The sequence below is a fragment of the Acinetobacter sp. ANC 4216 genome (assembly GCF_004331195.1).
Classification (GTDB): domain Bacteria; phylum Pseudomonadota; class Gammaproteobacteria; order Pseudomonadales; family Moraxellaceae; genus Acinetobacter; species Acinetobacter kookii.
The window spans coordinates 204802-231279 of record NZ_SJOC01000001.1 but is presented as its reverse complement, the minus strand read 5'-3'; the positions used below and the strand labels follow the sequence as shown (position 1 = coordinate 231279).

The 26478-nt window shown below is 40.3% G+C and carries 20 protein-coding genes; 4 read left to right on the top strand and 16 right to left on the bottom strand.

Going from position 1 to position 26478, the window contains the following annotated elements:
• Positions 1-2: 2 nt before the first annotated feature.
• The 3 genes from E0H88_RS01145 to hppD form a co-directional block, all read right to left on the bottom strand.
• Positions 3-1208: an amino acid aminotransferase gene (locus E0H88_RS01145; protein WP_131272789.1), complete on the bottom strand. Its 1206-nt coding sequence runs from the start codon at positions 1206-1208 to the stop codon at positions 3-5.
• 31 nt (positions 1209-1239) lie between these two features.
• On the bottom strand, positions 1240-2640 hold the full coding sequence (locus E0H88_RS01140) for an amino acid permease (protein ID WP_131272788.1): 1401 nt from the start codon (positions 2638-2640) through the stop codon (positions 1240-1242).
• 197 nt (positions 2641-2837) lie between these two features.
• Positions 2838-3899, bottom strand: coding sequence for a 4-hydroxyphenylpyruvate dioxygenase (gene hppD / locus E0H88_RS01135; RefSeq protein ID WP_131272787.1), 1062 nt, complete (start codon positions 3897-3899; stop codon positions 2838-2840).
• A 989-nt stretch (positions 3900-4888) separates the two neighbouring features.
• Here hppD and E0H88_RS01130 point away from each other — a divergent pair.
• Entirely contained in the window at positions 4889-5950 is a 1062-nt protein-coding gene (locus E0H88_RS01130) for a 3-deoxy-7-phosphoheptulonate synthase (RefSeq protein WP_092819638.1), read from the top strand.
• A 288-nt stretch (positions 5951-6238) separates the two neighbouring features.
• Positions 6239-7435 (top strand): PilT/PilU family type 4a pilus ATPase, encoded by a 1197-nt coding sequence (locus tag E0H88_RS01125; RefSeq protein WP_131272786.1) that lies wholly within the window; start codon positions 6239-6241, stop codon positions 7433-7435.
• A gap of 82 nt (positions 7436-7517) precedes the next feature.
• On the opposite strand, the gene E0H88_RS01120 is transcribed toward E0H88_RS01125, so the two are convergent.
• The 5 genes from E0H88_RS01120 to E0H88_RS01100 form a co-directional block, all read right to left on the bottom strand.
• A complete protein-coding gene (locus tag E0H88_RS01120) occupies positions 7518-8699 on the bottom strand; it encodes an MFS transporter (protein ID WP_131272785.1) in 1182 nt (393 codons plus the stop codon).
• Positions 8700-9008: 309 nt separating this feature from the next.
• A complete protein-coding gene (gene gcvH / locus E0H88_RS01115) occupies positions 9009-9383 on the bottom strand; it encodes a glycine cleavage system protein GcvH (protein WP_131272784.1) in 375 nt (124 codons plus the stop codon).
• A 71-nt stretch (positions 9384-9454) separates the two neighbouring features.
• Positions 9455-10483 (bottom strand): helix-turn-helix transcriptional regulator, encoded by a 1029-nt coding sequence (locus E0H88_RS01110; protein WP_131272783.1) that lies wholly within the window; start codon positions 10481-10483, stop codon positions 9455-9457.
• A 108-nt stretch (positions 10484-10591) separates the two neighbouring features.
• Entirely contained in the window at positions 10592-11041 is a 450-nt protein-coding gene (locus tag E0H88_RS01105; RefSeq protein ID WP_131272782.1) for a MaoC family dehydratase, read from the bottom strand.
• A complete protein-coding gene (locus E0H88_RS01100; RefSeq protein WP_131272781.1) occupies positions 11041-12894 on the bottom strand; it encodes an ABC transporter ATP-binding protein in 1854 nt (617 codons plus the stop codon). The genes E0H88_RS01105 and E0H88_RS01100 overlap by 1 nt, the downstream gene beginning before the upstream one ends.
• A 784-nt stretch (positions 12895-13678) precedes the next feature.
• On the opposite strand from E0H88_RS01100, the gene E0H88_RS01095 reads away from it, so the two are divergent.
• Positions 13679-13939, top strand: a complete 261-nt coding sequence (locus E0H88_RS01095; RefSeq protein ID WP_131272780.1) for a hypothetical protein — start codon at positions 13679-13681, stop codon at positions 13937-13939.
• 286 nt (positions 13940-14225) lie between these two features.
• Here the strand turns inward: E0H88_RS01095 and E0H88_RS01090 are convergent, their stop codons facing one another.
• From E0H88_RS01090 to plsB, 8 genes are all read right to left on the bottom strand, one after another.
• Positions 14226-15647 carry a cryptochrome/photolyase family protein gene (locus E0H88_RS01090; RefSeq protein ID WP_131272779.1) on the bottom strand — a complete coding sequence of 474 codons (1422 nt, stop codon included), beginning with the start codon at positions 15645-15647 and terminating at the stop codon, positions 14226-14228.
• A 91-nt stretch (positions 15648-15738) separates the two neighbouring features.
• Complete coding sequence (locus E0H88_RS01085; protein WP_131272778.1) at positions 15739-16995, bottom strand: mechanosensitive ion channel family protein; 1257 nt, start codon at positions 16993-16995, stop codon at positions 15739-15741.
• Positions 16996-17209: 214 nt separating this feature from the next.
• Entirely contained in the window at positions 17210-17746 is a 537-nt protein-coding gene (locus tag E0H88_RS01080) for a DUF2058 domain-containing protein (RefSeq protein WP_131272777.1), read from the bottom strand.
• A 14-nt stretch (positions 17747-17760) separates the two neighbouring features.
• Entirely contained in the window at positions 17761-18435 is a 675-nt protein-coding gene (locus E0H88_RS01075) for a YoaK family protein (protein WP_092819628.1), read from the bottom strand.
• Positions 18436-18468: 33 nt separating this feature from the next.
• Positions 18469-19662: a serine/threonine transporter SstT gene (gene sstT, locus E0H88_RS01070; RefSeq protein ID WP_131272776.1), complete on the bottom strand. Its 1194-nt coding sequence runs from the start codon at positions 19660-19662 to the stop codon at positions 18469-18471.
• Between the two features lie 305 nt (positions 19663-19967).
• Positions 19968-21698, bottom strand: a complete 1731-nt coding sequence (locus E0H88_RS01065) for a SulP family inorganic anion transporter (protein WP_131272775.1) — start codon at positions 21696-21698, stop codon at positions 19968-19970.
• A gap of 101 nt (positions 21699-21799) precedes the next feature.
• Complete coding sequence (locus E0H88_RS01060) at positions 21800-22117, bottom strand: ArsR/SmtB family transcription factor (RefSeq protein WP_131272774.1); 318 nt, start codon at positions 22115-22117, stop codon at positions 21800-21802.
• Between the two features lie 473 nt (positions 22118-22590).
• Entirely contained in the window at positions 22591-25092 is a 2502-nt protein-coding gene (gene plsB, locus E0H88_RS01055) for a glycerol-3-phosphate 1-O-acyltransferase PlsB (protein ID WP_131272773.1), read from the bottom strand.
• 268 nt (positions 25093-25360) lie between these two features.
• Between plsB and cysK the strand changes: the two genes are divergently transcribed.
• Positions 25361-26359, top strand: coding sequence for a cysteine synthase A (gene cysK / locus E0H88_RS01050; RefSeq protein WP_131272772.1), 999 nt, complete (start codon positions 25361-25363; stop codon positions 26357-26359).
• Positions 26360-26478: the final 119 nt, after the last annotated feature.

Sequence of the window (26478 nt, the reverse complement as noted above, 5' to 3'; positions counted from 1 at the left end):
ATTTAAGCTGTGGCTTTAATGACTTCGGCAATGGATTCAGCCACATAATCAATATTGCTTAAATTCAGACCTGCTGCGCACATACGGCCACTACGCACCAGGTAAATGCCGTATTGATTTTTGAGAATATCGACCTGTTCAGCACTCAGGCCGGTATAGCTAAACATGCCTTGCTGTTTGACCAGATAGCTAAAGTCACGTTCTGGCAAAGCCTGACTGAGTTTATCTTTTAAAATGTGACGCATTTGAATAATACGTTCACGCATTTCTTGCAGTTCAGCTTTCCATAATGCAGTCAGCTGTTCATCATGCAAGACATTATTCACCAGCAATGCCCCAGTCGTTGCCGGACTTGAATAGATACGGCGTACAGTCGCTTTTAGCTGTCCCAATACTTTTTGTGCAGTGGCCGAATCATCACAGACAAAAGTTAAACCGCCGACACGTTCGCCATAGAGCGAGAAAATTTTGGAAAATGAATTGCTGACAATAAAATTCATCCCGGCCTGATCGAGTGCGCGAATCGCATAGGCATCTTGCTCCAGGCCTTGACCAAAACCTTGATAGGCAATGTCGAGGAACGGAATCAGATCCCGTTTTTGCAAGACTTCAATCACCTGATCCCATTCCGCAGCAGTCAAGTCTGCACCGGTCGGGTTATGGCAACAAGGATGTAATAACACAATGCTTTTTGCAGGAAGCTGGCTTAATTTTTCCAGCATTGCTGGCACATTAACGCCGTTGGTTGTGGCATCAAAATAAGGGTAGAAATGCGAGTGAATGCCGGCACCGTTAAAAATAGCAATGTGGTTTTCCCAGGTCGGCTGGCTGACCCAGATATCAGATTCTGGAAAATATTTTTTCAGAAAATCGGCACCCACTTTCAGTGCGCCAGAACCGCCTAAAGTCTGGATGGTGACCGCGCGACCATCACGGCGCGCTGCACTATTTTCGCCCAAGACCAAGGCTTGAGTAGCTTGATTATAAGGTTTTAAACCATCCATCGGTAAATACAGCTTGACCTGATCATTGCTCGCTTCAATATTCTTATATGCTGCTTTGATGGCCTCAAGTTGAGGCACAATATTGTCCTCATTATAATAAAGCCCGATGCTTAAATTCACTTTTTGAGTCCGTTCATCTTTAGCAAATTCTTCCATCAAAGAAAGAATCGGATCACCTGCATACGCATCAACATGTTGGAACATGAATACATCCTTCGTTATGGAGTAAAACAAATCAAGCCTTCGGTATAGAACGCATTTTATCTTTTAATGCTAATTGATGGTCCGAAATTTTCTTGTTTTTAAAGAAATAGGCAATCAAGAGTAATGAAATCCAGACCGGAATCATCAGAACCGCAATACGCATATCGGGAGTTTGACTCATAATCAGCAAAATGCCGCCCATAAAAATAATGCAGACATAATTTGTAAACGGGTAGGCAATGCTGGGAAATTGGGTTGAAGCATTCATGGCTAGCATGTGTTTTTTGAACTTTAAATGCGTATATGAAATAACCACCCAGTTAATCACAATTGCAGCAACCACCAGCATCATCAGTAAATTAAAAGCTTTTTTGGGAAATAGGTAATTGATGAGTACGCAGATTAAAGTAAAAAAAGCAGAGACCATGACAGCATTGACCGGAATGCCACGGGGATTAATTTTACGCAAAAATCCAGGCGCATTGCCTTGTTGTGCCAGGCCCAACAACATGCGGCTGGTACAATAATTGGTGCTGTTATATACAGAAACAGCCGCAGTCAGAACCACAAAATTTAAAATCGTCGCCACTGTTTGACTGCCCAGGGAATCAAAAATAAGGACAAAAGGGCTGCCGCCTTGTGCCATTTGGTTCCAGGGATACAGCGACAAAATAATCACCAAACTCAGGATATAAAATAACAGAACCCGATAAACAATTTGGTTGATGGCTTTGGGTAAAGTCTTTTGCGGATTATCGGTTTCCGCAGCTGCAATACCGACCAATTCAATACCGCCAAATGCAAACATGATCATCGCCATGGCCATGACCAAACCCATGACACCATTCGGGAAAAAACCGCCCAATTCCCATAGGTTTTGCATGCTGGATTGTGTACCACCGCTGCCGCTTGCGAGTAAGTAACTCCCAAAGGCAATCATGGCGATGATGGCTAATACTTTAATAATGGCTAACCAGAATTCCATTTCACCAAATAATTTAACATGTAAAAGATTAATCACATTAATAAAAATAAAGAAGCCTAGGGCGGAAACCCAGGTCGGAATTTCAGGCCACCAATAATGAATATATAGACCAATTGCACTTAGTTCGGCCATACAGACCAAAATATTCAATACCCAGTAATTCCATCCCGACATAAAACCGGCAAATTTACCCCAGTATTTATAGGCAAAATGACTAAACGAGCCACTCACTGGCTCTTCTACAATCATTTCACCCAATTGGCGCATCATTAAAAAAGCGATCAGTCCGGCTATGGCATACCCTAAAATTACCGATGGACCCGCAAGCTTAATGGTTTGTGCAATACCGAGGAATAATCCGGTGCCAATGGAGCCACCCAGTGCAATCAGCTGGATATGACGGTTACTTAAACCTTTTTTCAGGTTTCCTTGTTCAATTTGCTGCATTTTCTATCTTCATCCATGCTGAGATAGTGCTCTATTGAGATGAATGCAATTATATTTAATTCTTGTTTTATTCAAGCATCAGAGCAGTATCAGAAATATTATTGAAATCATTTAATTGAGAGGTAAATCTACTATGTACACAGCCAGGTATGTACATAGAAAATCATCACAACTTTGATTAAAAGATTGAACTGAGATTAAGCTTTTGAAATATCCAGTACACCACGTTTAATCTGGTCACGCTCAATCGATTCAAACAAGGCCTTGAAGTTACCTTCACCAAAACCGTCATCATCTTTGCGTTGAATAAATTCAAAAAATACCGGACCCAGCATATTTTCAGAGAAGATTTGCAACAACAAACGCTTGTCATCATTTTGTGTATTGCCATCCAGCAGAATGCCACGCTTTTGCAGTTCATCGGTCGGTTCACCATGATTGGGTAAACGATCTTGCAGCATTTCGTAATAAGTGTTGGGTGGCGGCGTCATAAATTTGGCACCCAAAGCTTTTAATTTATCCCAAGTTGCAATCAGGTCATCGGTAATAAAAGCAATATGCTGAATACCTTCACCATTAAAATCACTTAAAAATTCGGCAATTTGACCGTTGCCTTTGTCAGAATCTTCATTCAGCGGGATACGGATTTTCCCATCAGGCGCGGTGAGCGCTTTAGAAGTCAAGCCGGTATATTCACCTTTAATATCGAAATAACGAATTTCCTGAAAATTAAAAATTCTTTCATAAAAATCTGACCAGTATTGCATACGGCCTTTATAGACATTATGGGTTAAATGATCGATTTCTTTTAATCCTGTTCCTACTGGATGTGAATTGACATCATTAAAAAAGATGAAATCGCTTTGGTAAATATCACGATCGACCAGGAAAATAGGCGAGCCACCAATCCCTTTAATGGCCGGAATGTTGAGTTCCATTGGACCAATTTTTGAATAAATAGGCTCTGCACCTAATTCAATTGCCTTATAAAAGGCTTTGGCGGCATCTAGGGTTTTAAAGCCCATTGCACATGCAGAAGGTCCGTGTTCTTTAAAGAAAAATGCTGCATAAGATTCTGGTTGATAATTGAGAATGATATTAATGTTGCCTTGACGCCATAAATACACATTTTTAGATTTATGCTTTGCAATTTTGCTAAAACCGAGCGTTTGAAAAATTCCATCTAGATCGCCATCTTTAGATACGAATTCAATAAACTCAAATCCACAAAGTTCTAAAGGGTTTGCTAGCTTATCCATACAACATCCTCATTTTCTTAAAGCAATCCTATTGCCTGTTTTTTAAGAGATTCACTTTTAAACAAACGAGAAAAATCATATTAATCATTTAAATTTTTATGACAAATCCGTTTGTCTCATCCTTTATTTATCGCTGTGGTTCCCAGGTGAAGTGCAAACCTTATACGATAAATTCGATTTATTTTCACATCATACGGCGGGCTTTTTATTATGCAATACATAAGTAAATTACGTATTACGTAATATTTTGACTTAATGGGTTTATCTTATAACATAAAGTAATGATATATATAAAATATTGTTTTGTATTTTTGGGTTCATTTCCTGGATCAATAATTGTTTTTTTTTGTAACTGTAATTATCACTTAAGCACTAAAATTGCTGTATCAGATTGTTATTTATAAAAATTAAATGTCTATTTTAGAAATGAAGAAATTGAATTTCGATCGAATAAAAATAATTTAGCCCATTGATGCGGTGAGAGCTAAAAAATAATGAGCAGAGGATTTACACGTTTTTTAAAACTGGTCCAACTGCACACCGTTTAAGGGCAGTTTTTACACCAGGTATAAACAAAAGTTTAATGATTGATGTCGTTTTATTTTAAATAAAAGTATTGTCAAATATGGCAATACAGCGTATTTTAATTTCAAGATACATACTTTTTTGAAGCAATAAAGATGTTAAAGCAACCTGTAGTCTCAAACGCAACTTATTACTTTTGGCAATTTAGATAATTGCCTGAACGCGTTCGGGCAAGAAAAGGTTGCCCACCCAGTTTATAACCTGATCGGCAACCCTGATCAGGTTTTTTTATGCTTTATTTTTCTTATACTTTTTGGAGCTTACTCATGAAAACATTAAATTATTCATACTTTAGCAACTTTTATTGGTTTTACTTTAGTCAATTGATGACTCTGCACACCCAATCCATTAGACCCATAACGCTCAAATAAAAGATTGGACTGAATAGTCCCCAGGAAAGACCAATGAATGCCTTAAATACTGCTTTACAACAAACTCAAACAACTGCAAAAGAAACCGCTTTAACTTTGCCTCATCAATTGAAGGCGCAATTGCCTTTATCAAACAAACTGGCGCAACAAATTGCTGAGCAGCGTCAAATCATTGAAAATATCTTGGCAGGCAAAGACCATCGCTTGATGGTGGTGACCGGTCCATGTTCGATTCACGATCCCGTTGCTGCACTTGAATATGCACAAAAATTACAACAATTACAAAGCCAGGTAGCAGACCAGATTTTTCTGGTGATGCGTGCCTATATTGAAAAACCCCGTACCACCATTGGCTGGAAAGGCTTCCTGTATGACCCAGATTTGGATGGCTCATCCAATATGCAGTTGGGCCTGGAAAAATCACGTGCCTTGTATTTACAAATTATTGAAATGGGTTTGCCAATTGCCGCTGAAATTTTAAGTCCAATGGCAACAGCCTATTTCGACGATTTACTGGCTTGGGGCGCCATTGGCGCGCGTACCAGTGAATCCCAGATTCACCGTGAAATTTCAAGCCATATGCCATACAGCATTGGTTTCAAGAATGGCACCGATGGTTCCATTCAAATTGCGCTGGATGCCATTCAGTCTGCATCGAATTCCCATCAATTCCTGGGTCTGGGCCAATCGGGATTACCTTGTATCCTGGAATCGAAAGGCAATCCGAAAGCACATCTGATTTTACGCGGTGCAAATTCGGGTCCTAATTACCAGCTGGCTGAAATTGAAAAGATCAGAGAAAAATGCAAAGGTGAATTGCCTGCTTTGGTCATTGATTGCAGTCATGGCAATAGCCACAAAGATCCGCTTTTACAGCCCCAAGTACTCAAGACGATTATTGAGGAACGTACACAAAGTCAGGTTCGTGGAGTAATGCTGGAAAGCTATCTGGTGGATGGTCAGCAGAAGATTTCCTGTGAGATGACCTATGGCCAATCGGTAACGGATGGCTGCCTGGGCTGGGACAAAACCCAGCAACTTTTGCTGGAGGTGGCAGATTCAGTGCGTCTATCTGAATTAAAACGTAGTGCCTAGTCAAGCTCCAGGACAAGATGAATTGTTGGATAAAACCCCTGGATGAAGGGGTTTTATTTTGCAATTTTTAGACATTTTGCTGAACGTGTAAATTTAGAACAATGCTTTTATGATGCAGTAGACAATATTTTCGAATTTTTATAACCACTTAAAATTTATAAATTTGAGTCATATCGACGATCTATGCACAATAGATAAAACCAATTTTGAAAAAAAATAATTGTTTAAAAATACTAATTTACAGTCAAAACATGATTGGTATGAAAAACAATTTAAAATGGGAAAGATATGTATAGTACGGAATTACTGGAAGAAGCACGCAAAATAATGTTCCACATGCTGACCAAGGTGGTGGAATATGGCGGCTCGGATTTATTTATTTCAGCAGATTTTCCACCGAGCATTAAACATCAGGGCTTAATGAAACCGATTGGCCAGCAGGCATTGACTGCCGACAAGACCAAACTGTTTGCCTATAGTTTAATGAATGAGAAACAGCGGCTTGAATTTGAAAGCGAGCTGGAATGTAATTTTGCCATTAGCGTTCCCAATGTTTCGCGTTTTCGTATCAATGTTTTTCAGCAACAATTACAAGTGGGGATGGTGATACGAACCATTACCGCAGAAATTCCAAATTTTGACCAGTTAAAGCTTCCCGAGTCATTAAAACATGTGATGATGGCAAAACGCGGTCTGGTACTTGTAGTCGGTGCAACTGGCTCGGGTAAATCGACTTCTTTAGCGGCCATGATTGATCATCGTAATGAAAATTCTGCCGGACATATTATTACCGTGGAAGATCCGGTGGAATATGTGCATAAACACAAGAAATCGATGATTACCCACCGTGAAGTCGGCGTAGACAGCCATTCATGGCACAATGCCTTGAAAAACACCCTGCGTCAGGCACCGGATGTCATTTTAATTGGTGAAATCCGGGATACCGAAACCATGGAGCATGCCATTGCCTTTGCCGAAACCGGACATTTATGTTTAGGTACTTTACATGCCAATAACGCCAACCAGGCGCTGGATCGCATCATTAACTTTTTCCCTGAGGAACGTCGCAATCAATTATTGATGGACTTATCTTCAAACATGAAAGCGATTATCTCCCAGCGTTTGGTGCGAACTCAGGATGGGCGTGGTCGTCGTGCAGCCATTGAAATTTTGCTGAATACGCCATTAATTGGCGATCTTATTCTGAAAGGCCATTTTCATGAACTCAAAGAAATCATGAAGAAATCCCGTGAATTGGGCATGCAAACATTCGATCAGGCTTTATACGATTTATACAATGAGGATGCAATCAGTTATGAAGAAGCGCTGCGTAATGCTGACTCCATGAATGAATTGCGCTTGCAGATTAAATTGAAAAGTAACAGACAGGATCAAACGGTTCCAGGCTCAGCGACATCCTTCAGTATGGTGCAAGATAAAGCTCCGGAAGAGAATCAAGCCCAAAGTGACCAGGACGCTTCTTAATTCGGATACTTCTTTTTATAAAATAGGCATTAACCCAAAGCGATTAATGCCTATTTTATTGATTTAAAGCTTTATTTTTGTATTATGCAGACTTGGGTTGATCGATAAAAAACTTATAGAAAACCAGACTCAGTGCGGTGATTGCTGCACAAAGCAGATAGGTAAAACTATAACCTTGATGGGCAATGACAATCCCTAACAAGATTGAACCAATAGCGATACCAATATCGTAAAAGGTAAAAAAGGTGGAGGTGGCATGTCCAATGCGGTCTTTGGGGGAGTGCTGAATGGAAATGGTTTGTAAGCAGGGTTGAGCTGAACCAAATCCCATACCGACAAAAACTGCAGCCAGCATTAATCCAGTCACTGTATTAACTTGGCTTAAAACCATCAGCCCAATAGCAAATAAGGCAATAGCGGGATAAACCACGTAATTTGCACCTTTTCGATCATAAATTTTACCAGTAATAGGACGTAAGCTCATCATCGAAATGGCAAAGATCACAAAGAATAAACTTGCATAAGCCAGTAAATTTTTTGACTCTGCAAAGGTCGAAATGAACGACATAATGCTGGCATAAGAAAAAGAGATGATCATGGCCATAATTGAAACTGGCAAGGCTTTCTTTTCCACAAAATCATGAATGGATAATTTACGCTTAATGGGTTCAGCCTGCATTTTTGGCATTGCTTGAATGGGGATCAGGAAACAAAAGATAAAGCCCAGACAAATAAGGGCAGCCAGAATCGCAGTAACGCTCGGATAAGAAAGTTGCTGAATAAGCGTCAAACCGATTAAAGGCCCCAACACAATCCCTAGATTAATAGACATGACAAAATATCCCATACCTTCACCTTTACGGTTTGCAGGAATAAAGTCATTGGCAATGGGGACGACTACCGTGGTTAAAATACTGAACCAGATCCCATGTAATAGCCGAATGGCCAAAAGTACGTTCAGGTTATCTGCAAAAATATAGGCAAATGAAAACAGACAGAATAGTGTTTCAGAAATATAAAGTGCTTTCTTGCGTCCGATTTTTTCAATAATCAAACCGCTAAAGGGACGAACCGCAATTGAGGATGCCATAAACAGGGTCATGGCTAGACCGGCTTGCGCCAAACTGCCATGCAAGTCTTTTAAAATATAAATAGGTAAGATGGTGGTTTGGGCAAAATAAAAGATAAACAAAAATAAATTGTTAGCCAGACATAGAATAAAGGATTTATTCCATAAATTTTCAGCATTTACAGCAGAGGACATAATTTACCTAGATAATCATCAGTGTTAGACGACGCAGCAGACTTAAGGTAAGAATGAGGGTGACTCAGTTTTTATAGTTATAAAGATAAGGGAGCTGGTCGAATGAATGCTCGAATTTTAGCTAATTTTAATGGAAAAGTATATCTATGTAAGAATTAATCGATAAAAAATATTTATTTTTAAATTTATTTTGTTTTTAATCTCATATTGTGATTTTTTCTCTTTTTATGAGAAATCTATATCTTAAAAGCCATCATTTAAAATAAAAAAATCAGCCACCAAGGCTGATTTTTCTTATTTAAGGCAGTGTTATAAACCTGCTTCGTATTCACTGCTTGAAAGTAATTTTTCAACGTCTGCCATATTATCTGGCTTAATTTTATAAATCCAGCCCTTGCCATAAGGGTCATCATTAACAAAATCAGGATCATCTTCAAGCGCTGAATTCACCTCAACCACTTCCCCTGAAACAGGCGCATGAATATCAGACGCGGTTTTAACCGACTCAACTACACCAGCCTGTTCACCGGCAGTGATTTGCTGACCCACTTCTGGGGCTTCTACATAAACTAGGTCGCCCAATGCATCCTGTGCATGGTCCGAAATACCGGTAATAACCAGATCACCTTCAATTTTGACCCATTCGTGCGTACTGGCGAACTTTAATTCTGAAGGGTGATTCATGGATGACTCCTTTAAAATATTCAAATCATTTTTGCCATGTTTTATACATGTTTTTTGATGAAAACAAAAGTTTATAGATAAGGATCTTTACGCCAGTTGCTTGGGCTGCGACCACTCCAACGCTTAAAGGCCCGGCTGAAATTGGCAACATCGCTATAGCCAATTTCATCGGCAATCTGCTCCAGGGTGTAATCGGTACGTGAAAGCAGGGACGTTGCATGCCGATAACGCACTTCATCCACCAAAGTGGAAAAGGAGGTGCCTTCGGCTGCCAGTTGGCGTTTCAGGGTGCGATCTGACATATGCAGCCGATCCGCCACATTTTCAATACTTAAATAGTGCTGTTCAGAATTGGTCAGAATGTCACGCACCCGCATGGCCAGACGGCGACGTTCACCCAGTGCAGAAAGTTCAGCTTCACACTGGTTAATCGCAATCTGGCTGGCAATCGGGTCTGCATTGACCATCTTTAGGCCCAGATATTTTTTATCAAAACTGGACAACAAATGTGGCTGTTCAAAACGGAACTGATGCGACGGGAATTTTGCCATGTAACGTTCAAAACCGGCAGGTTTGGGAAAATCAAAATCAATTTCCCCGGACAGATCTTCACAACCGGTCAGGGCTTTGGCCATGGTGATAATACCAAAGGTCAGGGCAATGGCAATTTCAGTCCGTAAAGGTTCAATGTCGAAGTCACATTGCAACTGTAAGGTTGCTTTTTCGCCAAAGGTGGAAAAATAAAGCTGTAAAAAGGGCAAACGCAGCTGGATAAACCGGTTCGCCAGAATCAGGGCATCGGTAATATCACGTGCCGTCATAATGGCATAACCAATAAAGCCATGAATCGAGATACGCATCTGGGTGCCCAAATGGAAACCCAGTGTCGGCTCACCGGTTAAACGTAGTGCATGTTTGACCAGTTCATTGGCAACGGGTGTGGGAATACGAAAGTTGGGGTCTGCCAGCTGTTCACTGTTTAAATGAAACGGGGTAAAGAGCGCTTCAGCCGTATAGCCCCAGCGGGAAACTACATCTAAAAGCAGCAGTCCATAAACACCCGGTATGCCTTGATCCTGTCTTGGAGAAATCGTTTTCATGCGCCATCCATTGCATTCATTCGTTTTTCTAGTTGTAAGTGCCATATTGGCACGAATGGGAAGACTATCCTGTTAAAATTGTTGGACAATATTTTTAAAGCCTGAAAATTATTCAGGCTGAACGTCTTTTTTAAAGACCACAATTTTAGTGGTGGAAATAAGTAACATATCATGATTCTGATTGAATGCCTGGGTCACATAACTGACTATAGCGCGGTCATTTTTACTTTTTGATGGCGTAATTGCCACAATTTCGACCTCGACATGAATCTTATCGCCAGGACGGGTCGGACGCGGCCAGCGCAGACTGGACTCTGAACCAATCAGGCCGTAAGCGACCGGAAAACACTCAGTCCATAAACGCATGGTGACTGCACAGGTGTGCCAGCCACTGGCAGCAATGCCCTGAAAAACAGGATGTGTCTGGGCTTCATGTTCATCGGTATGAAAAACTTGAGGATCATAAGCATGTGCAAACTGTTTAATTTCTTCTAAGGTCATTTCATATTCGCGGCTAATGAAACGATCACCCACTTTTATATCTTCTAAATACAGCATCAATGCATATCCTTTTTCTTTAATGCTTGTTGTTCTATCAAAAAACTACCCGTCTGTCTTTGCCACAAATGTGCATAAATACCGCCCAGCGCGACCAGTTCATCATGCGTACCTTGCTCGGCAATGTGACCTTCATCCAGCACAATCAAGCGGTCCATTTGTGCAATGGTAGAGAGTCGGTGCGCGATGGCAATCACGGTTTTGCCTTCCATCAATTCATCCAGACTGGATTGAATTGCCGCTTCCACTTCAGAGTCTAAGGCACTGGTGGCTTCGTCTAAAATCAGGATTGGCGCATCTTTTAAAAACACCCGGGCAATGGCGATACGCTGACGCTGACCCCCAGACAGTTTGACGCCACGTTCACCCACATAGGCTTCATATCCAGTTTTGCCACGTAAGTCTGTGAGCTGTGGAATAAAATCTTCCGCCTTGGCTTTGCGTACGGCTTCAAACATCTCTTCATCTGTTGCATCGGGTCGGCCATATTTAATATTTTCGGCCACGGTACGGTGTAACAAAGAGGTATCCTGAGTGACAAAAGCAATATTTTTTCGCAAACTGTCCTGAGTCACATCTTGAATATTTTGACCATCGATCGAAATACGACCTTGGTTGATATTGTAAAAATGCAATAACAGTTGAATCAGGGTTGATTTTCCTGCACCAGAACGGCCGACAATGCCAATTTTTTCACCCGGTTTAATGGTCAAATTAAAATGATCAATCACATTTTTATTTTGATAAGCAAAACTGACATCTTCAAACTTGATTTCTCCATGCCGTACCTGCAAGGGTTGCGCATCCGGTTTGTCCTGAATATGAATCGGACGTCCCATAGTTTTCATGCCGTCCTGGATGGTACCGACATTTTCAAACAGAGCGGATGACTGCCACATCATAAATTCGGCAATACTGTTGAGTTTTAAGATCATGGCTGTCGTGGCGGCAATAATACCGAGTTCAGCCTGACCGTTAATCCAGAGCCAGATAGCCGTACCTAAGACCCCACCATATAAAACCACACTGAGTAAATTGATGCTGATCTCATACTGTGCACCCAGGCGCATTTGCTTATATACCGTGACCATGAAGTCTTGCATGGACGCTTTGGCATACTTGCTTTCACGGCCGGCATGGGCAAATAATTTCACGGTTTGAATATTAGTATAGGCATCTGTAACACGACCGGTCATGACTGCACGGGCATCGGCCTGCTTACTTGAAATCTGGCTTAGACGTGGAATAAAAAAGCAGGCAGCGCAAATAAACAGCACCAGCCAAAGCAAGAGCGGCACAATCAGCAGGGGAGAAATCGCCGCCAGAACCAGACTAATGGTGGTAAAGTAGATGAGAACATAGGCCACCATATCCCCTAAAATCACCCAGAATTCACGTACTGCCAGCGAGGTCTGCATCACTTTGGCAGATAGACGTCCGGCAAAGTCGTTGTGAAAAAAGTCCAGGCTTTGCTGTAACAGTAAATTATGGAAACGCCAGCGTAAACGCATGGGAAAAGTACTGTATAAAATTTGATGCTTGATAATCGATTGCAGGCTGGCAAATAGAATGTTGGCCAGCAGAATGCAGCTCAGGATTGTAAGATTCTGGCTATGTTGAGCCAAAAAAGTCTCAGGTTGGCTTTTGCTTAGCCAGTTGACCAGATCGCCGATTTTAGAATAAAGAAAGGCTTCAAAACTTGCAGCAGCTGCGGTAAACAGCACCAGCAACAATAAATAAGGCCGCACACCTTGGGCGGCTTGCCAGACAAAAGGGAAAAAACGGGTAGGCAGGGGTTCGTTTAAACCTTTGGATGGATAAGGATCGACGAGTTTTTCAAACCACTGCAACATGCGGATTTCCTTGAGTAAACGTGAATCAGAACGAATTTTTTGCAACTTTGATAGTATAAATAATAATTTAACCAATATCTAAAAGCTTGTTGGAATTGGTGAAACATTTCATTTGAACTGTAAACCTGTTATCTCAGTGAGCACAAATAAAGTGGAGAAAGGCTATCGAGTATAGGACTGGAGATAGAAAGTTCCGTAAGATATCAGAAAGAAAATTCATTTACTGTAACAGTAAAACTCAAGATCTTAATTTTCAGTTTCATAAACTATTGATAATTCATTAAATAAGTCGAGCATTGAAATATTCTAAGGGGCTGATTTTTAAAATTTAAAATGAGGATATTAAGATGTGTTTTGAATTCTGGGTTTACTAAAAAATTGCTGTAATTAAAAATGACTTATAAAAGTCGTTTAATGCATAAAATTAAAATTTCAACATATATCTTTAAGTTTTGATTAAAAAACATATAATATTGCAAGGTATTTTAGAATATTAATCAACATTTTTTATAAAAATAATAAATAGGCTTCTTTTATAATTGTTCACACTCCCCCTTTATTTTCTTCCATAGGGAGAAATAAAGGGATTTATTAAAGAAATCTAATAGCCTCATTAATGATTTTTAAGTTATATGGGGTTTATTTTATCAGTCAATTTTTATTGGTCAATTAAAATTATTTAACCTTAAATATATATTTAAATACATATGTATATATAAATTTAACACCCTTCAGCGGTATTTTTCTATATTTTGTTAAACTTAATCATAATAAGAGCGAAAAAATGCCTAAAATTCTGATTCTAAAAGAAGTGTCTGCAAAGAGTGCATGTGGCACTAAAATAATAGTTGAGCAGGTTTTTGAAAAGATTTTAAATCAGGAAGGTTTAATCTGGTTGCCATTACCTAAAATAGTCATAACTAAAAAGATTATTGATTTGAATGAAGACAATGCTTTTACGCATCCTGCAACAGGAAAGGTTTTTGAGGTGATGAAAGAAAAGGAACTATTCAAGTTTAAAAAGAGAACTCAATCTTTATATTGAGCTTAATTTTTTAAATATTGAAGAAAACAAGCATTTAATCAGACCTAATTACCTCATTCATAGTACTTTATTCTATGAATAAATAGCAATTAATGGTCTTTTCCTCTATAAAAAAAATCCTAAATTTGGTTAATTCTTTGATCAGGCAAATTTTATTTTAAAATACCAGCTGAAACCCTGATTTGGGATTCACCTCGGAAAATTAAAGCAACTTTCAGCCGAAATGAGCTGTAAGTTGCAGTGTTTTCAGCTTTTTTGAGCAGGCTAGCTTTAAATATTTCTACAGTCAGATCGCCTTAAAGACCTCTATGGCACGTTTGCGTGATGAATTTAAATCCACGATTGCACGTGGGTAATTTAATTTTCGCACCTGTGCAAAAGCATAAGGGTCATGAATTTTTTTTGCATCCAGATGCGCCAGTTCTGGTACCCAAGTGCGAATATAATCGCCATCTTTGTCAAACTTTTGCGATTGAGTTATGGGATTGAAAATTCGAAAATAGGGCACGGCATCGGTTCCAGTCGAAGCACACCACTGCCAGCCACCATTATTCGCTGCCAGATTGCCATCAATTAAGTGCTGCATAAACCATTTTTCACCCAGCCGCCAGTCAATCAGCAAGTTCTTGGTCAAAAACATTGCCGTAATCATACGTACCCGATTATGCATCCATCCAGTTTGCAGCAACTGACGCATACCTGCATCTACAATGGGAATTCCGGTCTGACCTTGTTGCCAGGCAAGCAGGTCTTGCTCAGCATTACGCCATTTAATCTTTAAAGTATTGTTTTTAAAAGGTTGATGTTTGGAAACGGCAGGGAATTGATAAAGTATATGTTGATAAAACTCTCGCCACAACAATTCATCTAACCAGGTTTGCTGTCCTGCGTTGTCTATATGGAAATCGCCGTTTTGTTTTCTAAACACGGCTTGTAAGCACTGCCGGATGGAAACCGCACCAATATTTAAATACGGAGACAGTTGACTGGTCGAATTGAGGTGAGGGAAATCACGCTCCTGTTGATAGTGTTCCAGTTTAGCGTCAATAAAATGATCTAAAATATTCAATGCATAGTTTTCCGTCACCGGCCAAAGCTGCTGTAACTGATCTGAGGCAGAACTTTGCATATCTGTTAAGGCATTGATTTTTGTATTTTCGACTTCCAGGTTCAGCCCTATTTTTTGCTGCTTTGCGACCACTGGATAACATTGCGGCAGGCCAATGCTAAGGAGTTCATAGCATCGCTTTTTAAAGGCACTAAAAACTTGATAAGGCTGATTAGATTTATTACAGATTGAACCGACAGGAAAAATTGTCTGATCATGATAAAGCTCAAACGGGATTTGATGATTTTCCAGTTTTTCTTGCGTCTGAGCATCGCGTTTTAATTCATTCACACCAATTTCAATATTGGCATGTACAGCGTCAATACCCAATCGCAGACAAAGCTGCAGCATTTCATGCGGCACATCTTTCCATAAAGGAATATGTTTAATCAGTAAGGGGATGTTCAGCTGATTCAGCTGTGATTTGAGCGTTTCCAGTTGGCGTAAATAAAATATTTGTTTGGCAGGACTGTCATCATGCTGTTGCCATTGCTCCGGTGAGAGAATCACCAGGGCAACACAGTTTCCAGACCGAGTTGCATGCCAAAGCGCAGCATGATCTTGTATACGCAAATCCTGTCTAAACCATATCAATTGCATGAACGGGGGGTGCCTTATTTTCAGTTAAACGCTTCAAGTATAAATAAAAATAACAGCAATATGCTTTAAAGATTGCATCACCCGCCAAGTTTTAAATTTCGGCCTGATCTGCCGAATGTGCCGTAAATTGCCTGAAATCAGCACCGGAGGGCGCCTGATAAACGCTTAAACCGAATTCCGGGACAATAGCAAGCAAATGATCAAAGATATCAGACTGTATCGCTTCATAATCCTTCCATACGGTGGTATTTGCAAAAGCATAAATTTCCAGGGGTAAACCTTCACTGGTCGGTTGTAACTGTCGAATAATCAGCGATTGATTTTGCGCGATGCCGGAATGCTGTTTTAAGTAAAATTCAACATAGGCACGGAAGGTGCCTAAATTGGTTAAACGGCGCTGATTATATAAAGATTGGTTCGAGAGTTGTTGATTAAAGCGTTCCAGCTCATCATGTTTACTATTTAAATATTGATCCAGCAATAAAAATTCTTTCAGCTTTTGCTGTTCAGTCGGGGTCATAAAATGCACGCTGCTCTGATCGATAAAGATTGATCTCTTAATCCGCCGGACTCCCGCATAAGCCATACCGCGCCAGTTTTTAAAAGTATCGGTCACCAGCTTGTTGGTGGGAATAGTGGTTAAGGTCTTGTCAAAATTCTGAACGGTAATGGTATGTAATGACATGTCAATGACATCGCCGTCAGCATTCAGTGACGGCATCTCTATCCAGTCACCAATTCGCACCATGTCATAAGATGAAATTTGTACTGATGCGACCAAAGAAAGAATGGTATTTTGGAAAACCAACATCAATACTGCAGCCATGGCACCAAAACCTGCCAGCAAGGTAAAGACATCTTTTTTAAGGAAAGTACCTAAAATCATCAAGCCACAGACAATAAAGATAATCAGCTTAACCAGCTGTAAATAACCTTTAATCGGCTTGTTTTTTGATTTTGGATTACGTTGATAAACCAGATTGAAAATGCTTAAAAATTCACTGATAGCCAAAGCAAGGGTGAGAAAAATAAACGCCTGTGCCGCCATCTGGATAAAAACAGTTACTTTTTCTGAAAGATGCGGAACAGTGACAATACCGTTCATAATCACAATGGCTGGCACAATGTTGGAAACCCGGCGAATAACATTGTGCTGGGTAAAAATGTCCTGATTGACAAATTTCATCCTGGAAATCAGTTGGCGAATACCGCGAACCACGACCTGCTTGGCAATAAAATTTGCCAGGAGGGCCAGTAAAATTAAAATACTGAGAGAGGTAAGCATTTCTAGCCAGGGATATTGATCTGACCAGTCCCGAATATTTTGTATAAATGCCAATTGTTCCAAAAACTTAACCTTAAATTTTAAAATTATGGAATAGTGTATAGCGTTATTTTTTTATTATTATAAAGATAACGTTTTATATACATGAACTAAAACAAAATTCACCAGCTGGCCTGATGCTGGAATGGCTTAATTTTTTCTTGTTATTCTATTCTTGTAGTCTATGCCAATATGAATACTGGCATAGAGAAGTCCTTCAACTGTTGATGAACCGGGCTTACCACATTAAATCATCAGGAATCACATAAGCTGCGTATGGATCGTCTTCATCTGTAGTCTGTTCATTCTTTTCAGAATTGTTGACAATAATAAAGCCTTCCATTTTTTGATTAATTCGCTCTGCCAGGGCCTTAGGTAAAACAGCATAACCCTCGGTTTCTTTGGCAATAATGAGTGAACCTGCAACCAGGGCATTATAAATCTGCTGATTGAGATAAATCTTTTTGACTTTATTGTCATCAATAAACTGGTAGGCCATTTCGCCATCGGTATCTTTAATTTTGTGCTGGTTGATCATTTGAACAATGGCAGCTTTTAATTCTTTACCCTGTAACAGGCGTTTTTTCTCTAAATCCAGTGCCTGGTCGCGAGCCAGTTTTTCCTGCTGGTCTTGGGCAATTTTGGCCTTTAATTCAGCTTCGTTGCTTTGTCCGGTACGTTGCTCATGTATTGCCTGTTTTGACAGTTTTTTAGCCTTTTTATTATCGACTAAACCCGCTTTTAGCAATTGAGCCTGTAATGCATTTTTGACCATAATAAATTCCGATATTACTCTTGAGTCTGCCGATAACGATAATAAATTACCCAATAAATCGAGCTAAGTGTCCAACTTAATATTGCTGGGACGAGGTAGGCGTTCAATTTTAAATAAGGATAAATCACGCTGGCAAGTAAACCGCCAATGAAAAATCCAAATAAAATGAGCAAGTGCAGAATAATGCGTCTACGTTCTACCTTTAGTCCCCGTAACCTGTAGCCTAAAGCCAAGCCCAAATCGGTCAAAACACCCGATAAGTGCGTGGTCCGAATAATGGTACCTTTATAATGGCTGACCATGGCATTCTGGATACCCATGGCAGCACATGCCCAAAGTAAGGCATAACGCGGGAAATAGGGAAGTAAAAGCCAACACAACAGGATAAAAAAAGCCACCAGGCTTAAAGGCAAACCGTAGCGGCTTCCCAACTTGAACTGGCTATTGCCCAGAATAAATCCACTATAAAATGAACCAATGACATAGCATAGAATAACCAGAATTAAGTAAAGGATGGTTTCAGGTTGCCACTTGAGTAAGGCCATGGCCAACATGCTGACATTTCCGGTCATATGGGAAACGGACTGATGCAGCACGGTCACCAGTCCGAGAACGTTAATCATCCCTGCATTGACTGCAAGAAAAAAAGCCCCTAATTGAACCCACAGCGGTAAAGTTTGAAAAGGCATAACGTCACAAAAAAATACTTAATAATGACTATCTTAATCCAAACCGCGGTCAACGGCAGCAGTAAATAGCACATCTGTTGAAGAATTTAATGCAGTTTCGGTCGAATCCTGCAATACGCTAATCACCATACCAATGGCTACCACTTGCATGGCAATATCCGAACTGATCCCAAACAGGCCACAAGCAACAGGAATCAGCAATAAAGAACCGCCGGCTACACCGGAAGCGCCACAGGCTGAAATGGTCGCAAGTACCGATAAAACCAGCATGGTGGTGAAATCAACAGAAATACCCAACGTATTGACAGTGGCTAGGGTGAGCACGGTAATGGTAACAGCAGCCCCCGCCATATTAATCGTTGCTCCTAAAGGAATGGCAACGCTGGCTGTAGATTCATTCACACCTAAACGTTTGGCCAGATCCAGGTTAACCGGAATATTGGCTGCCGAACTACGGGTAAAGAAGGCGGTAATGCCACTTTCGCGCAGACATTGAAAAACCAGTGGGTACGGGTTGGTGCGAGTAACAAAGGCCACGATCATGGGATTGACCACCAAGGCTACAAAGAACATGGTACCAATCAATACGGCTAACAATTGTGCATAGCTTTCAAGCGTACTTAAACCGGCTTCAGCAAAAGTCACGGCGACCAGGCCAAAAATACCGACAGGGGCGAAGTTAATGACCAGACGAATCACCTGGTTTACTGCAGTGGCCGCATCGGTTAAAAAGGTTTTGGTGCTGTCCGATGCATGACGGAATGCAGCACCCAAGGCAACAGCCCAGGCCAAAATACCAATGAAGTTGGCTTCGCTAATGGCAACCACTGGGTTTGCTACAAAGCTGAGCAGCAGATTTTTTAAAATCTGTACCAGGCTACCCGGTGCTTGCAGGTCAGCTTGTGCAGGGACATCCAAAAATAACGTACTTGGGAACAGCATACTGGCAACCACGGCACTTAATGCGGCCAAAAGCATACCAACTGCATACATCAGCATAATGGGTTTGATGTTCGCGCTATGTCCGACTTTAAAATTAGCAATGGAAGATAAAACCAGGACAAAAACTAAAACGGGTGCAACAGATTTAAGTGCTTTAATAAACAAGTCACCCAGCAGGCTTAAATAAGGAGCCAGATTTGGGAACAAAACAGCAACACCAATACCTAAAATAATGGCGATAATAATTCGGGAGACTAAACTCAAACGCATTAAAGCAGAAAACATAAAGATGCCTTGTTACAAATACGAGGGCTAAAAAAAATTACAGAGATAGGTGGCATTTTATACCTAAAAGTGTCCTTGCTAAAAAATAATTTCCATATAAAAACTAACTGTTTATTTTTAAAATCGATATTCTCTGTTTTTAATCAAATTTGTGCATTTTTTAAATATTCAAATAATACAAATACTTCTGCTCATTCTGCTCAGTTTTATACTGTTAAGCCATTCTTTTTTAGTTTTTAATTCAAATATCACCGGCTATTTTTAAATAGCACCCCCGAAATTGAGGGTGGCCATATTTATCCAATTTATCTTAAAAAAACTTCCGGGGAAAGTTCTTGCATGGCCTGAAAATGGGACAGATAAATCCGGCCACTTAAATGATTCAGCAGTTTTGAATGCCGTAATTTATCCATCACTGGACCCTTAATTTCGGAAAAGTGCAGTTTAATGTCCAGTTTATTGAGCTCGGCATTCAGGTCTTCCAGCATTTCCAGCGCACTCAGATCAATGGCGCTGATACTGGAGCAGTTAATGACCACATGCTCTAAATCCCCGTACTGACTCATGGAATTAATCAGAAAACCTTTAAAAGTATTGGCATTTAAAAAGGTCAGGTTTTCATCTATACGCATGGAAAGGACTTTGTTTGACGTTAGCACATGATGGCGCTGGATGTTTCTAAAATGCTGGGTTCCTTCGACCAGACCAATGACGGCAATATGCGGACGGCTGATCCGCCACAGTAGCAGAATAAAGGTTGAAACAATGCCCAGTAGCAGACCGGTAGAAATATCGATACAGAGCACGCCAAAGAAGGTAATCCACATGGCAATGCCATCTGCTTTGGAATAACGCCAGGTTTCAATAAATGGCTTAAAATCAACCAGTTTCCAGATTGATACAATGATGGTGGCTGCCAAAATGGCCAAAGGCAGGTCACGGAAAAAACCGGTAAAATAAAGGCTGACCACCACAATAAGCAGGGATGAAATGACCCCTGCCAGCGGTGTTTTGGCACCGGCATCTGCATTGACTACCGTGCGCGATAGGCTTCCAGTGACCGGAAAAGCTGAACTTAAGCCCGCACTTAAATTGGATAATCCTAATGCGACCAGTTCCTGGTTACTATTTAAATGACTGCGCTGCTGTAAGGCAGTCGCTTGAGCAATAGATAAAGACTCGACAAAGCTGATCATGGCAATCATGGCTGCACCGGGAAACAGGGTGATGACCAGATCCAGATTCCAGTAGGGCATACTCAGCGGTGGAAAACCGGAAGGGATTTCTCCTACCGTTTTAATGCCTACGGCTTTTAAGTCCAGAAAATACACCGCAGCAATCGAAATCACCACCAAACTTAAAGGCAAGGCTTTCATTAGAAATGCCGTCGAACCTATTCGACTTTGCACTGCATTGGACTGTAAAACTTTAGGAAGATAAATCAGAAAAATGAGCGCAAGCAGGCCAAAGATTAAAGATGCCGAATTGCTATACCTGATATATTGCCAAACGCTGAGTGCAAACTCAGGGATATTATTGGCCTTTAAAGGCACATCAACCAGAAATTTGAATTGGCCCAAAGCAATCAGCAAGGCAGAGGCAATAATAAAACTTTTGATGACCGGATGACTAATCAGCTGAATCAGAAATCCAAATCGAAAGATTCCTAATAAAAGTGAAATAACACCCACCATCACGGCAAGCAGACAGGCAGCCTGGATGTAAACGGGCGAGCCGACCTCAAACAAGGGATTGAGGGTCGCGAAGGTCATCATGGAAATAATTGCGACCGGACCAATAGACAGCGTCGGGCTGCTTCCGGCCATGGCATAAATAATCATGGGCAGAATACTGGCATACAGTCCCATAATGGGCGGTAGTCCGGCCAGCATGGCATAGGCCATGCCTTGCGGAACCAGCATGGCAATGACAATAAGAGCGGAAAGAAGGTCAGATTTAAACTTGTCTGGACTGTAGGTGCGTAACCAGCGCCAAGCGGGTAATAGCGTCGTTAATCGAGAATTTAAATCTGACATATCTAAAGCTAAATCACTATTTTAGATATATTATGCATAAAAAATGCTAAGAAGTCTTATCTGGACGGTGATCTCGACTCAATTTTCTTTTATTTATAGGATTAAATTAAATTTTTAGGACAATACAGTTGATAGAGGGTATTGAGCACCTGAACTAGTTTATCATCTTTAATGGAATAAAAAATCTGTTTGCCTTCGCGGCGTGTGGTCACCACATCGCTTTTACGGAGCATCATCAGTTGCTGTGATAAGGTAGGCTGGCTTATTTGTGTCATCTGTTCTATTTGCGAGACATTTAATTCCTGTTTGGCAAGATGACATAAAATAAGTAAACGATCTGGATTGGCTAATGATTTTAATATTGTGACAACAAGATCAATAGACTCATGCATAGAAGCAATTTCAAGATCGGTATTCATACAGCATTTCCATACTACGCAACAGTAACCTAGGCAGTATACTGCCTGATTAATCTCATATAGGATGAAAATGTAACATTTTCAATGGTTTTTAATGAAGGTAATTATCAGATATTCTTATATCCATTGAAATAAGGCATTTAATCTAAATTAAATGCTTTATAAGGGTACAAAAGATGTCTTTCATAAATCAAAAAATGTTCAATATTAGAATTTTTAAATCAGCACGGCCTCATTTAACTGATTTAATTTTTTTACCTTCTCGTAGGCAATCTCTCTACTTTTGAAAGGTCAAAAGTAGACAAAAACCTTTTGTTTCCCATACACGACATCCTTGTCGTGATGGGAAACGTGTGGCATCCATGCCACACTCATGAATCTAATATCGACTAAAAATCTATTTACAATTTCAGCTTTATGAACAATTTTTAGTTTCTAAAATGATTTATGTAGGAAGTTTAAAATAAAGCCTATTAATTTTTATGGCTTTGTTTAAATCCTTTTAATTCTTTTTCATTAAAATGAACTGCTTCAGTAATGGCTTGGCGTGTTTCAGGATCATACCAGTTAAAAATGGCAGACATTTTTTCTTCAAAATCATCACTAATGACAAAATGATTTTCTTGAGTACTGAGCAGACCATTTTCTTTAAGAATAGCAATAAAGCTTTTCAAGGTGGCGCTGTCAAAATAATAACCGGCCTGAATCTTTTTGGTTTGCGACAGCTTGTTCAGTACTGCCTTACCCATCTTCTCCAGTTCTTTCAGGCTCAGTGCTTGCAGCGGAGCATAGTGCTGAAGTAATGTAGCAATCATGGTCATGTTATTCAGGCTGGAAGCAGACAAATGTGCCAATGTGACAAGCTGGTTTTGCATGTGTTCATCGGCTGGAATAGAAAGGGTTTGATCCTGACGAACAATCCAGCCTAAATGTTCTAAACTGCCTATAATGATGGTGATTTCTTTTTCTAATTCATCCATAGACCATTTTAAGAAAAATTCTTCCTTAAAATAAGGGTAAATATTTTTAAGGGTATCGGTTAAATAATGGATAGAAATTTTTTTATACGAATGCACCAGCATTGCAATGAGTGCCGGCAGAATAAAACAGTGCAGAATATTATTACTAAAATAACTTAACAGAATTTTTTGACTTTCAGCAACGCGCACCCAGTTTTGATCATTTTGGCTAAAGATCTCAACCTGTTTTAATTTTGCAGCATATTGAATAATCTCTGCACTCGATAATTCCGTCATAATCATTTTTGCATCATATTTCGTCGTTTTTAATAAATGACGATATTGATCAATTTTGGCAATTAAATCATGTTCAGTTAAAGTATGATGTTCAGCATTCAATAAGATCAGTGAGATTAAAGAGATCGGATTAATCACCACGGCTTTATTAATATTTTCCAGAATTGAATTGGCCACCTGATTGACAGTTTGAATCACTGGCTGAGGTAATTCATCATGAATATCAAGTTTAATTTGCTTGGCCTGATGTTCAGCTAGAACCTGATCGAGAAAAACCGGTTCACCAAAATTGACATGCACCTGGCCAAAAACTTTTTCAATTTTACGGACTGAACTCAAGATGCCCCAGATCGATTCGGCTTCTTTCGGTTTGCCATTCAGTTCATTTAAATAAGAGGTGCCTTCAATCAGCTTTTCATAACCAAAATAGGTGGGAATAAAGGCAATTGGCTTGGTTGCACCACGCAAATGACTTTGGACCGTCATCGACAGCATGCCTTTTTTCGGGGGCAACAGCAGACCGGTACGTGAACGGCCGCCTTCAATAAAGTATTCCAAAGGGGTATTCCGCGACAATAAACTGTGAAGATATTCTTTAAAAACAGAAGTATAGAGTTCATTTCCGCTAAAAGTACGACGGATGAAATAGGCACCGCCACCACGCATGATCTGACCGACCACAGGCAAGTTGAGGTTAATGCCGGCGGCAATATGCGGAACCATCAAGCCACGGTTAAAAATCACATAGGACAGCAATAAATAGTCAATATGACTGCGATGGCAAGGGGTATAGACAATTTCGTAATCTTTGGCCAGCTCGCGCACGGTATCGAAATTATGTACTTCAATTCCATCATAAAGTTGCGTCCAGAGTTTGGTCAGCGCCAGTTCGGCAAAACGCAGGGTAGAATAGGAAAAGTCCGAAACCACTTCGGTTAAATAGCCTTTAGCGCGGTTTTCCGCTTCAAACATGCTGATTTTGTTGTCAATACTTTCTTTGCGAATAGCATCCTGCACCGTTTCGGTTTTCATTAACTTGTTAATGAGATTACGGCGGTCGGATAAGTCGGGACCTAAAATTGCTTCTTTATATTTATTAAAATTGCTATTGAGTTCCTTGACCACAGAATGGGCCGGAGAAAAGTTTGGATATTCAATTTTAGATTGTTCTATAGCCGTTTTTAGGGATATCGGTTTATGGAATTCAATATAGTTTTCACGGCTATATAAAGAAATATTCAAGGCCTGCTTTAATTTGGACGGTGTTGCCCAGGCATCGGCAAATAAGGCTTTAAACCAGGAATCTTCATATTCTGGGGAGCGGCCCCATAAAACCGTTACTGGAACCAGTTCAATATCGTATTCGGGATATTTTTCCAAAGCTTCAATGAGGCGAATCAATTTTGCTGAATAATGATAGGCCTCATTTTTCGAGTTGGGCACATTTAAAGCCAGAATGGAATCATCTTCCTGATATTCCTGAATGCTTAAAGGCGCAAAAACGGAAGGCAGTTGACGTGCCTTGGCTTCAGTATCAATTAAAACCGTATTACTCAGGGAGGCATCTTGTAATACATAACAAATTATTTTTTTATCTAACTGATTTTTTATATTATTTTCTAATTCTTCAGTATTGCCCAAGACTTGAGGAGTCACGATTTTATCTAAAATTTTCTGTGTAAATTGTCGATAGAACCGGCTATAACTCTTATGAGACATTTGATTCCCTAAATCAGTTTTCATTTGATGGATATTGTGTGCAATTGCATAAATAAATACAAACTTTATTGATGACAATTGCGTCATTTAAGTTGTAACGATTTGGTGGATATTACAAGCTTATGGGTTTAAAAAATATTGTTTTTTAAATTGAAATTGCACCTTAAGTTTTGAATAAGTCTAACAAGAGAAAAACTTATCTTGAAAGTCTAAATGGCTTATGATGAGCGCATGACTTTAAAATCAAAAGACAGCTCAAGGAGTTCAAATGAGTACTGATTCTGCTTTTCCAGCACCGAACAATTTAGGTATAGCGGTTTATGGCAATAATGCTGAAGCAATTGGCAATACCCCATTAATTCGCATCAACCGTGCCATTTCATCCGACGCAACCGTATTGGCAAAAGTTGAAAGCCGTAATCCGGCATTCTCGGTGAAGTGCCGGGTAGGTGCTGCTTTAATTGCAGATGCTGAAGAAAAAGGCTTGCTTAAACCGGGCATGCATATTGTCGAGCCAACCAGCGGCAATACCGGTATTGCTCTGGCATTTGTTGCGGCTGCCAAAGGTTATGACATTACCTTGACCATGCCGGCAAGCATGAGTGTTGAGCGCCGTAAGGTTTTAAAAGCGTTTGGTGCAAATCTGGTGCTGACAGAACCGGCCAAAGGCATGAAAGGTGCGGTAGATGAAGCAGTACGTTTAGCCACTGAACAACCGGATGTTTATTTTTTACCGCAGCAGTTTGAAAACCCGGCCAACCCGAAAATCCATGAACAGACTACTGGTCCTGAAATCTGGGAAGCGACTGGCGGTAAAGTCGATATTCTGGTGTCTGGCGTCGGTACAGGCGGTACCATTTCCGGTATTTCGCGTTATTTTGAGCAGGTAAAAAATCAGCCGCTGTATTCGGTTGCTGTGGAACCTGCGGAATCACCGATTATTGGTCAGGCGAAACGGGGTGAGCCATTGACACCGGGACCGCATAAAATCCAGGGCATTGGCGCCAACTTTATTCCTAAAAACTTGGACCTGGATTTAGTGGATGAAGTGATTGCCATTGAAAGTGCTACGGCTATTGAATGGGCACGCAAAACAGCCACCCATGACGGTATTCTGGTGGGGATTTCAAGTGGTGCAGCCATGGCAGCTGCCGCTCAACTGGCAGCACGTCCTGAAAATGCGGGTAAAAACATTGTGGTGATTTTACCGGATGCGGGTGAGCGTTATTTATCTTCAGTGTTATTTGAAGATATTTCAGCAGACTAATTGTTCATACCTTAAGCTTTGACTTGAATTTGAAGCGTTCAGGTTTAAGTCAAACCGTTTGAGCGATGTGTTTCTTTAGACTTCTTCCATCCATCCCTTTGATTTTTCTTATACAGACT

Excerpts from the sequence above, each read along its gene's own strand:
- sstT (WP_131272776.1), bottom strand. The coding sequence starts at position 19,662 with ATGTTTTCTGCTTTAATGCGTTTGAGTTTAGTCTCCCGAATTATTATC.
- E0H88_RS01090 (WP_131272779.1), bottom strand. The coding sequence starts at position 15,647 with ATGCAATTGATATGGTTTAGACAGGATTTGCGTATACAAGATCATGCT.
- hppD (WP_131272787.1), bottom strand. The coding sequence starts at position 3,899 with ATGGATAAGCTAGCAAACCCTTTAGAACTTTGTGGATTTGAGTTTATT.
- E0H88_RS01140 (WP_131272788.1), bottom strand. The coding sequence starts at position 2,640 with ATGCAGCAAATTGAACAAGGAAACCTGAAAAAAGGTTTAAGTAACCGT.
- E0H88_RS01105 (WP_131272782.1), bottom strand. The coding sequence starts at position 11,041 with ATGCTGTATTTAGAAGATATAAAAGTGGGTGATCGTTTCATTAGCCGC.
- cysK (WP_131272772.1), top strand. The coding sequence starts at position 25,361 with ATGAGTACTGATTCTGCTTTTCCAGCACCGAACAATTTAGGTATAGCG.
- E0H88_RS01110 (WP_131272783.1), bottom strand. The coding sequence starts at position 10,483 with ATGAAAACGATTTCTCCAAGACAGGATCAAGGCATACCGGGTGTTTAT.
- E0H88_RS01075 (WP_092819628.1), bottom strand. The coding sequence starts at position 18,435 with ATGCCTTTTCAAACTTTACCGCTGTGGGTTCAATTAGGGGCTTTTTTT.
- E0H88_RS01060 (WP_131272774.1), bottom strand. The coding sequence starts at position 22,117 with ATGAATACCGATCTTGAAATTGCTTCTATGCATGAGTCTATTGATCTT.
- E0H88_RS01065 (WP_131272775.1), bottom strand. The coding sequence starts at position 21,698 with ATGTCAGATTTAAATTCTCGATTAACGACGCTATTACCCGCTTGGCGC.
- E0H88_RS01080 (WP_131272777.1), bottom strand. The coding sequence starts at position 17,746 with ATGGTCAAAAATGCATTACAGGCTCAATTGCTAAAAGCGGGTTTAGTC.
- E0H88_RS01095 (WP_131272780.1), top strand. The coding sequence starts at position 13,679 with ATGCCTAAAATTCTGATTCTAAAAGAAGTGTCTGCAAAGAGTGCATGT.
- E0H88_RS01130 (WP_092819638.1), top strand. The coding sequence starts at position 4,889 with ATGAATGCCTTAAATACTGCTTTACAACAAACTCAAACAACTGCAAAA.
- E0H88_RS01125 (WP_131272786.1), top strand. The coding sequence starts at position 6,239 with ATGTATAGTACGGAATTACTGGAAGAAGCACGCAAAATAATGTTCCAC.
- E0H88_RS01145 (WP_131272789.1), bottom strand. The coding sequence starts at position 1,208 with ATGTTCCAACATGTTGATGCGTATGCAGGTGATCCGATTCTTTCTTTG.
- E0H88_RS01120 (WP_131272785.1), bottom strand. The coding sequence starts at position 8,699 with ATGTCCTCTGCTGTAAATGCTGAAAATTTATGGAATAAATCCTTTATT.
- plsB (WP_131272773.1), bottom strand. The coding sequence starts at position 25,092 with ATGTCTCATAAGAGTTATAGCCGGTTCTATCGACAATTTACACAGAAA.
- E0H88_RS01100 (WP_131272781.1), bottom strand. The coding sequence starts at position 12,894 with ATGTTGCAGTGGTTTGAAAAACTCGTCGATCCTTATCCATCCAAAGGT.
- gcvH (WP_131272784.1), bottom strand. The coding sequence starts at position 9,383 with ATGAATCACCCTTCAGAATTAAAGTTCGCCAGTACGCACGAATGGGTC.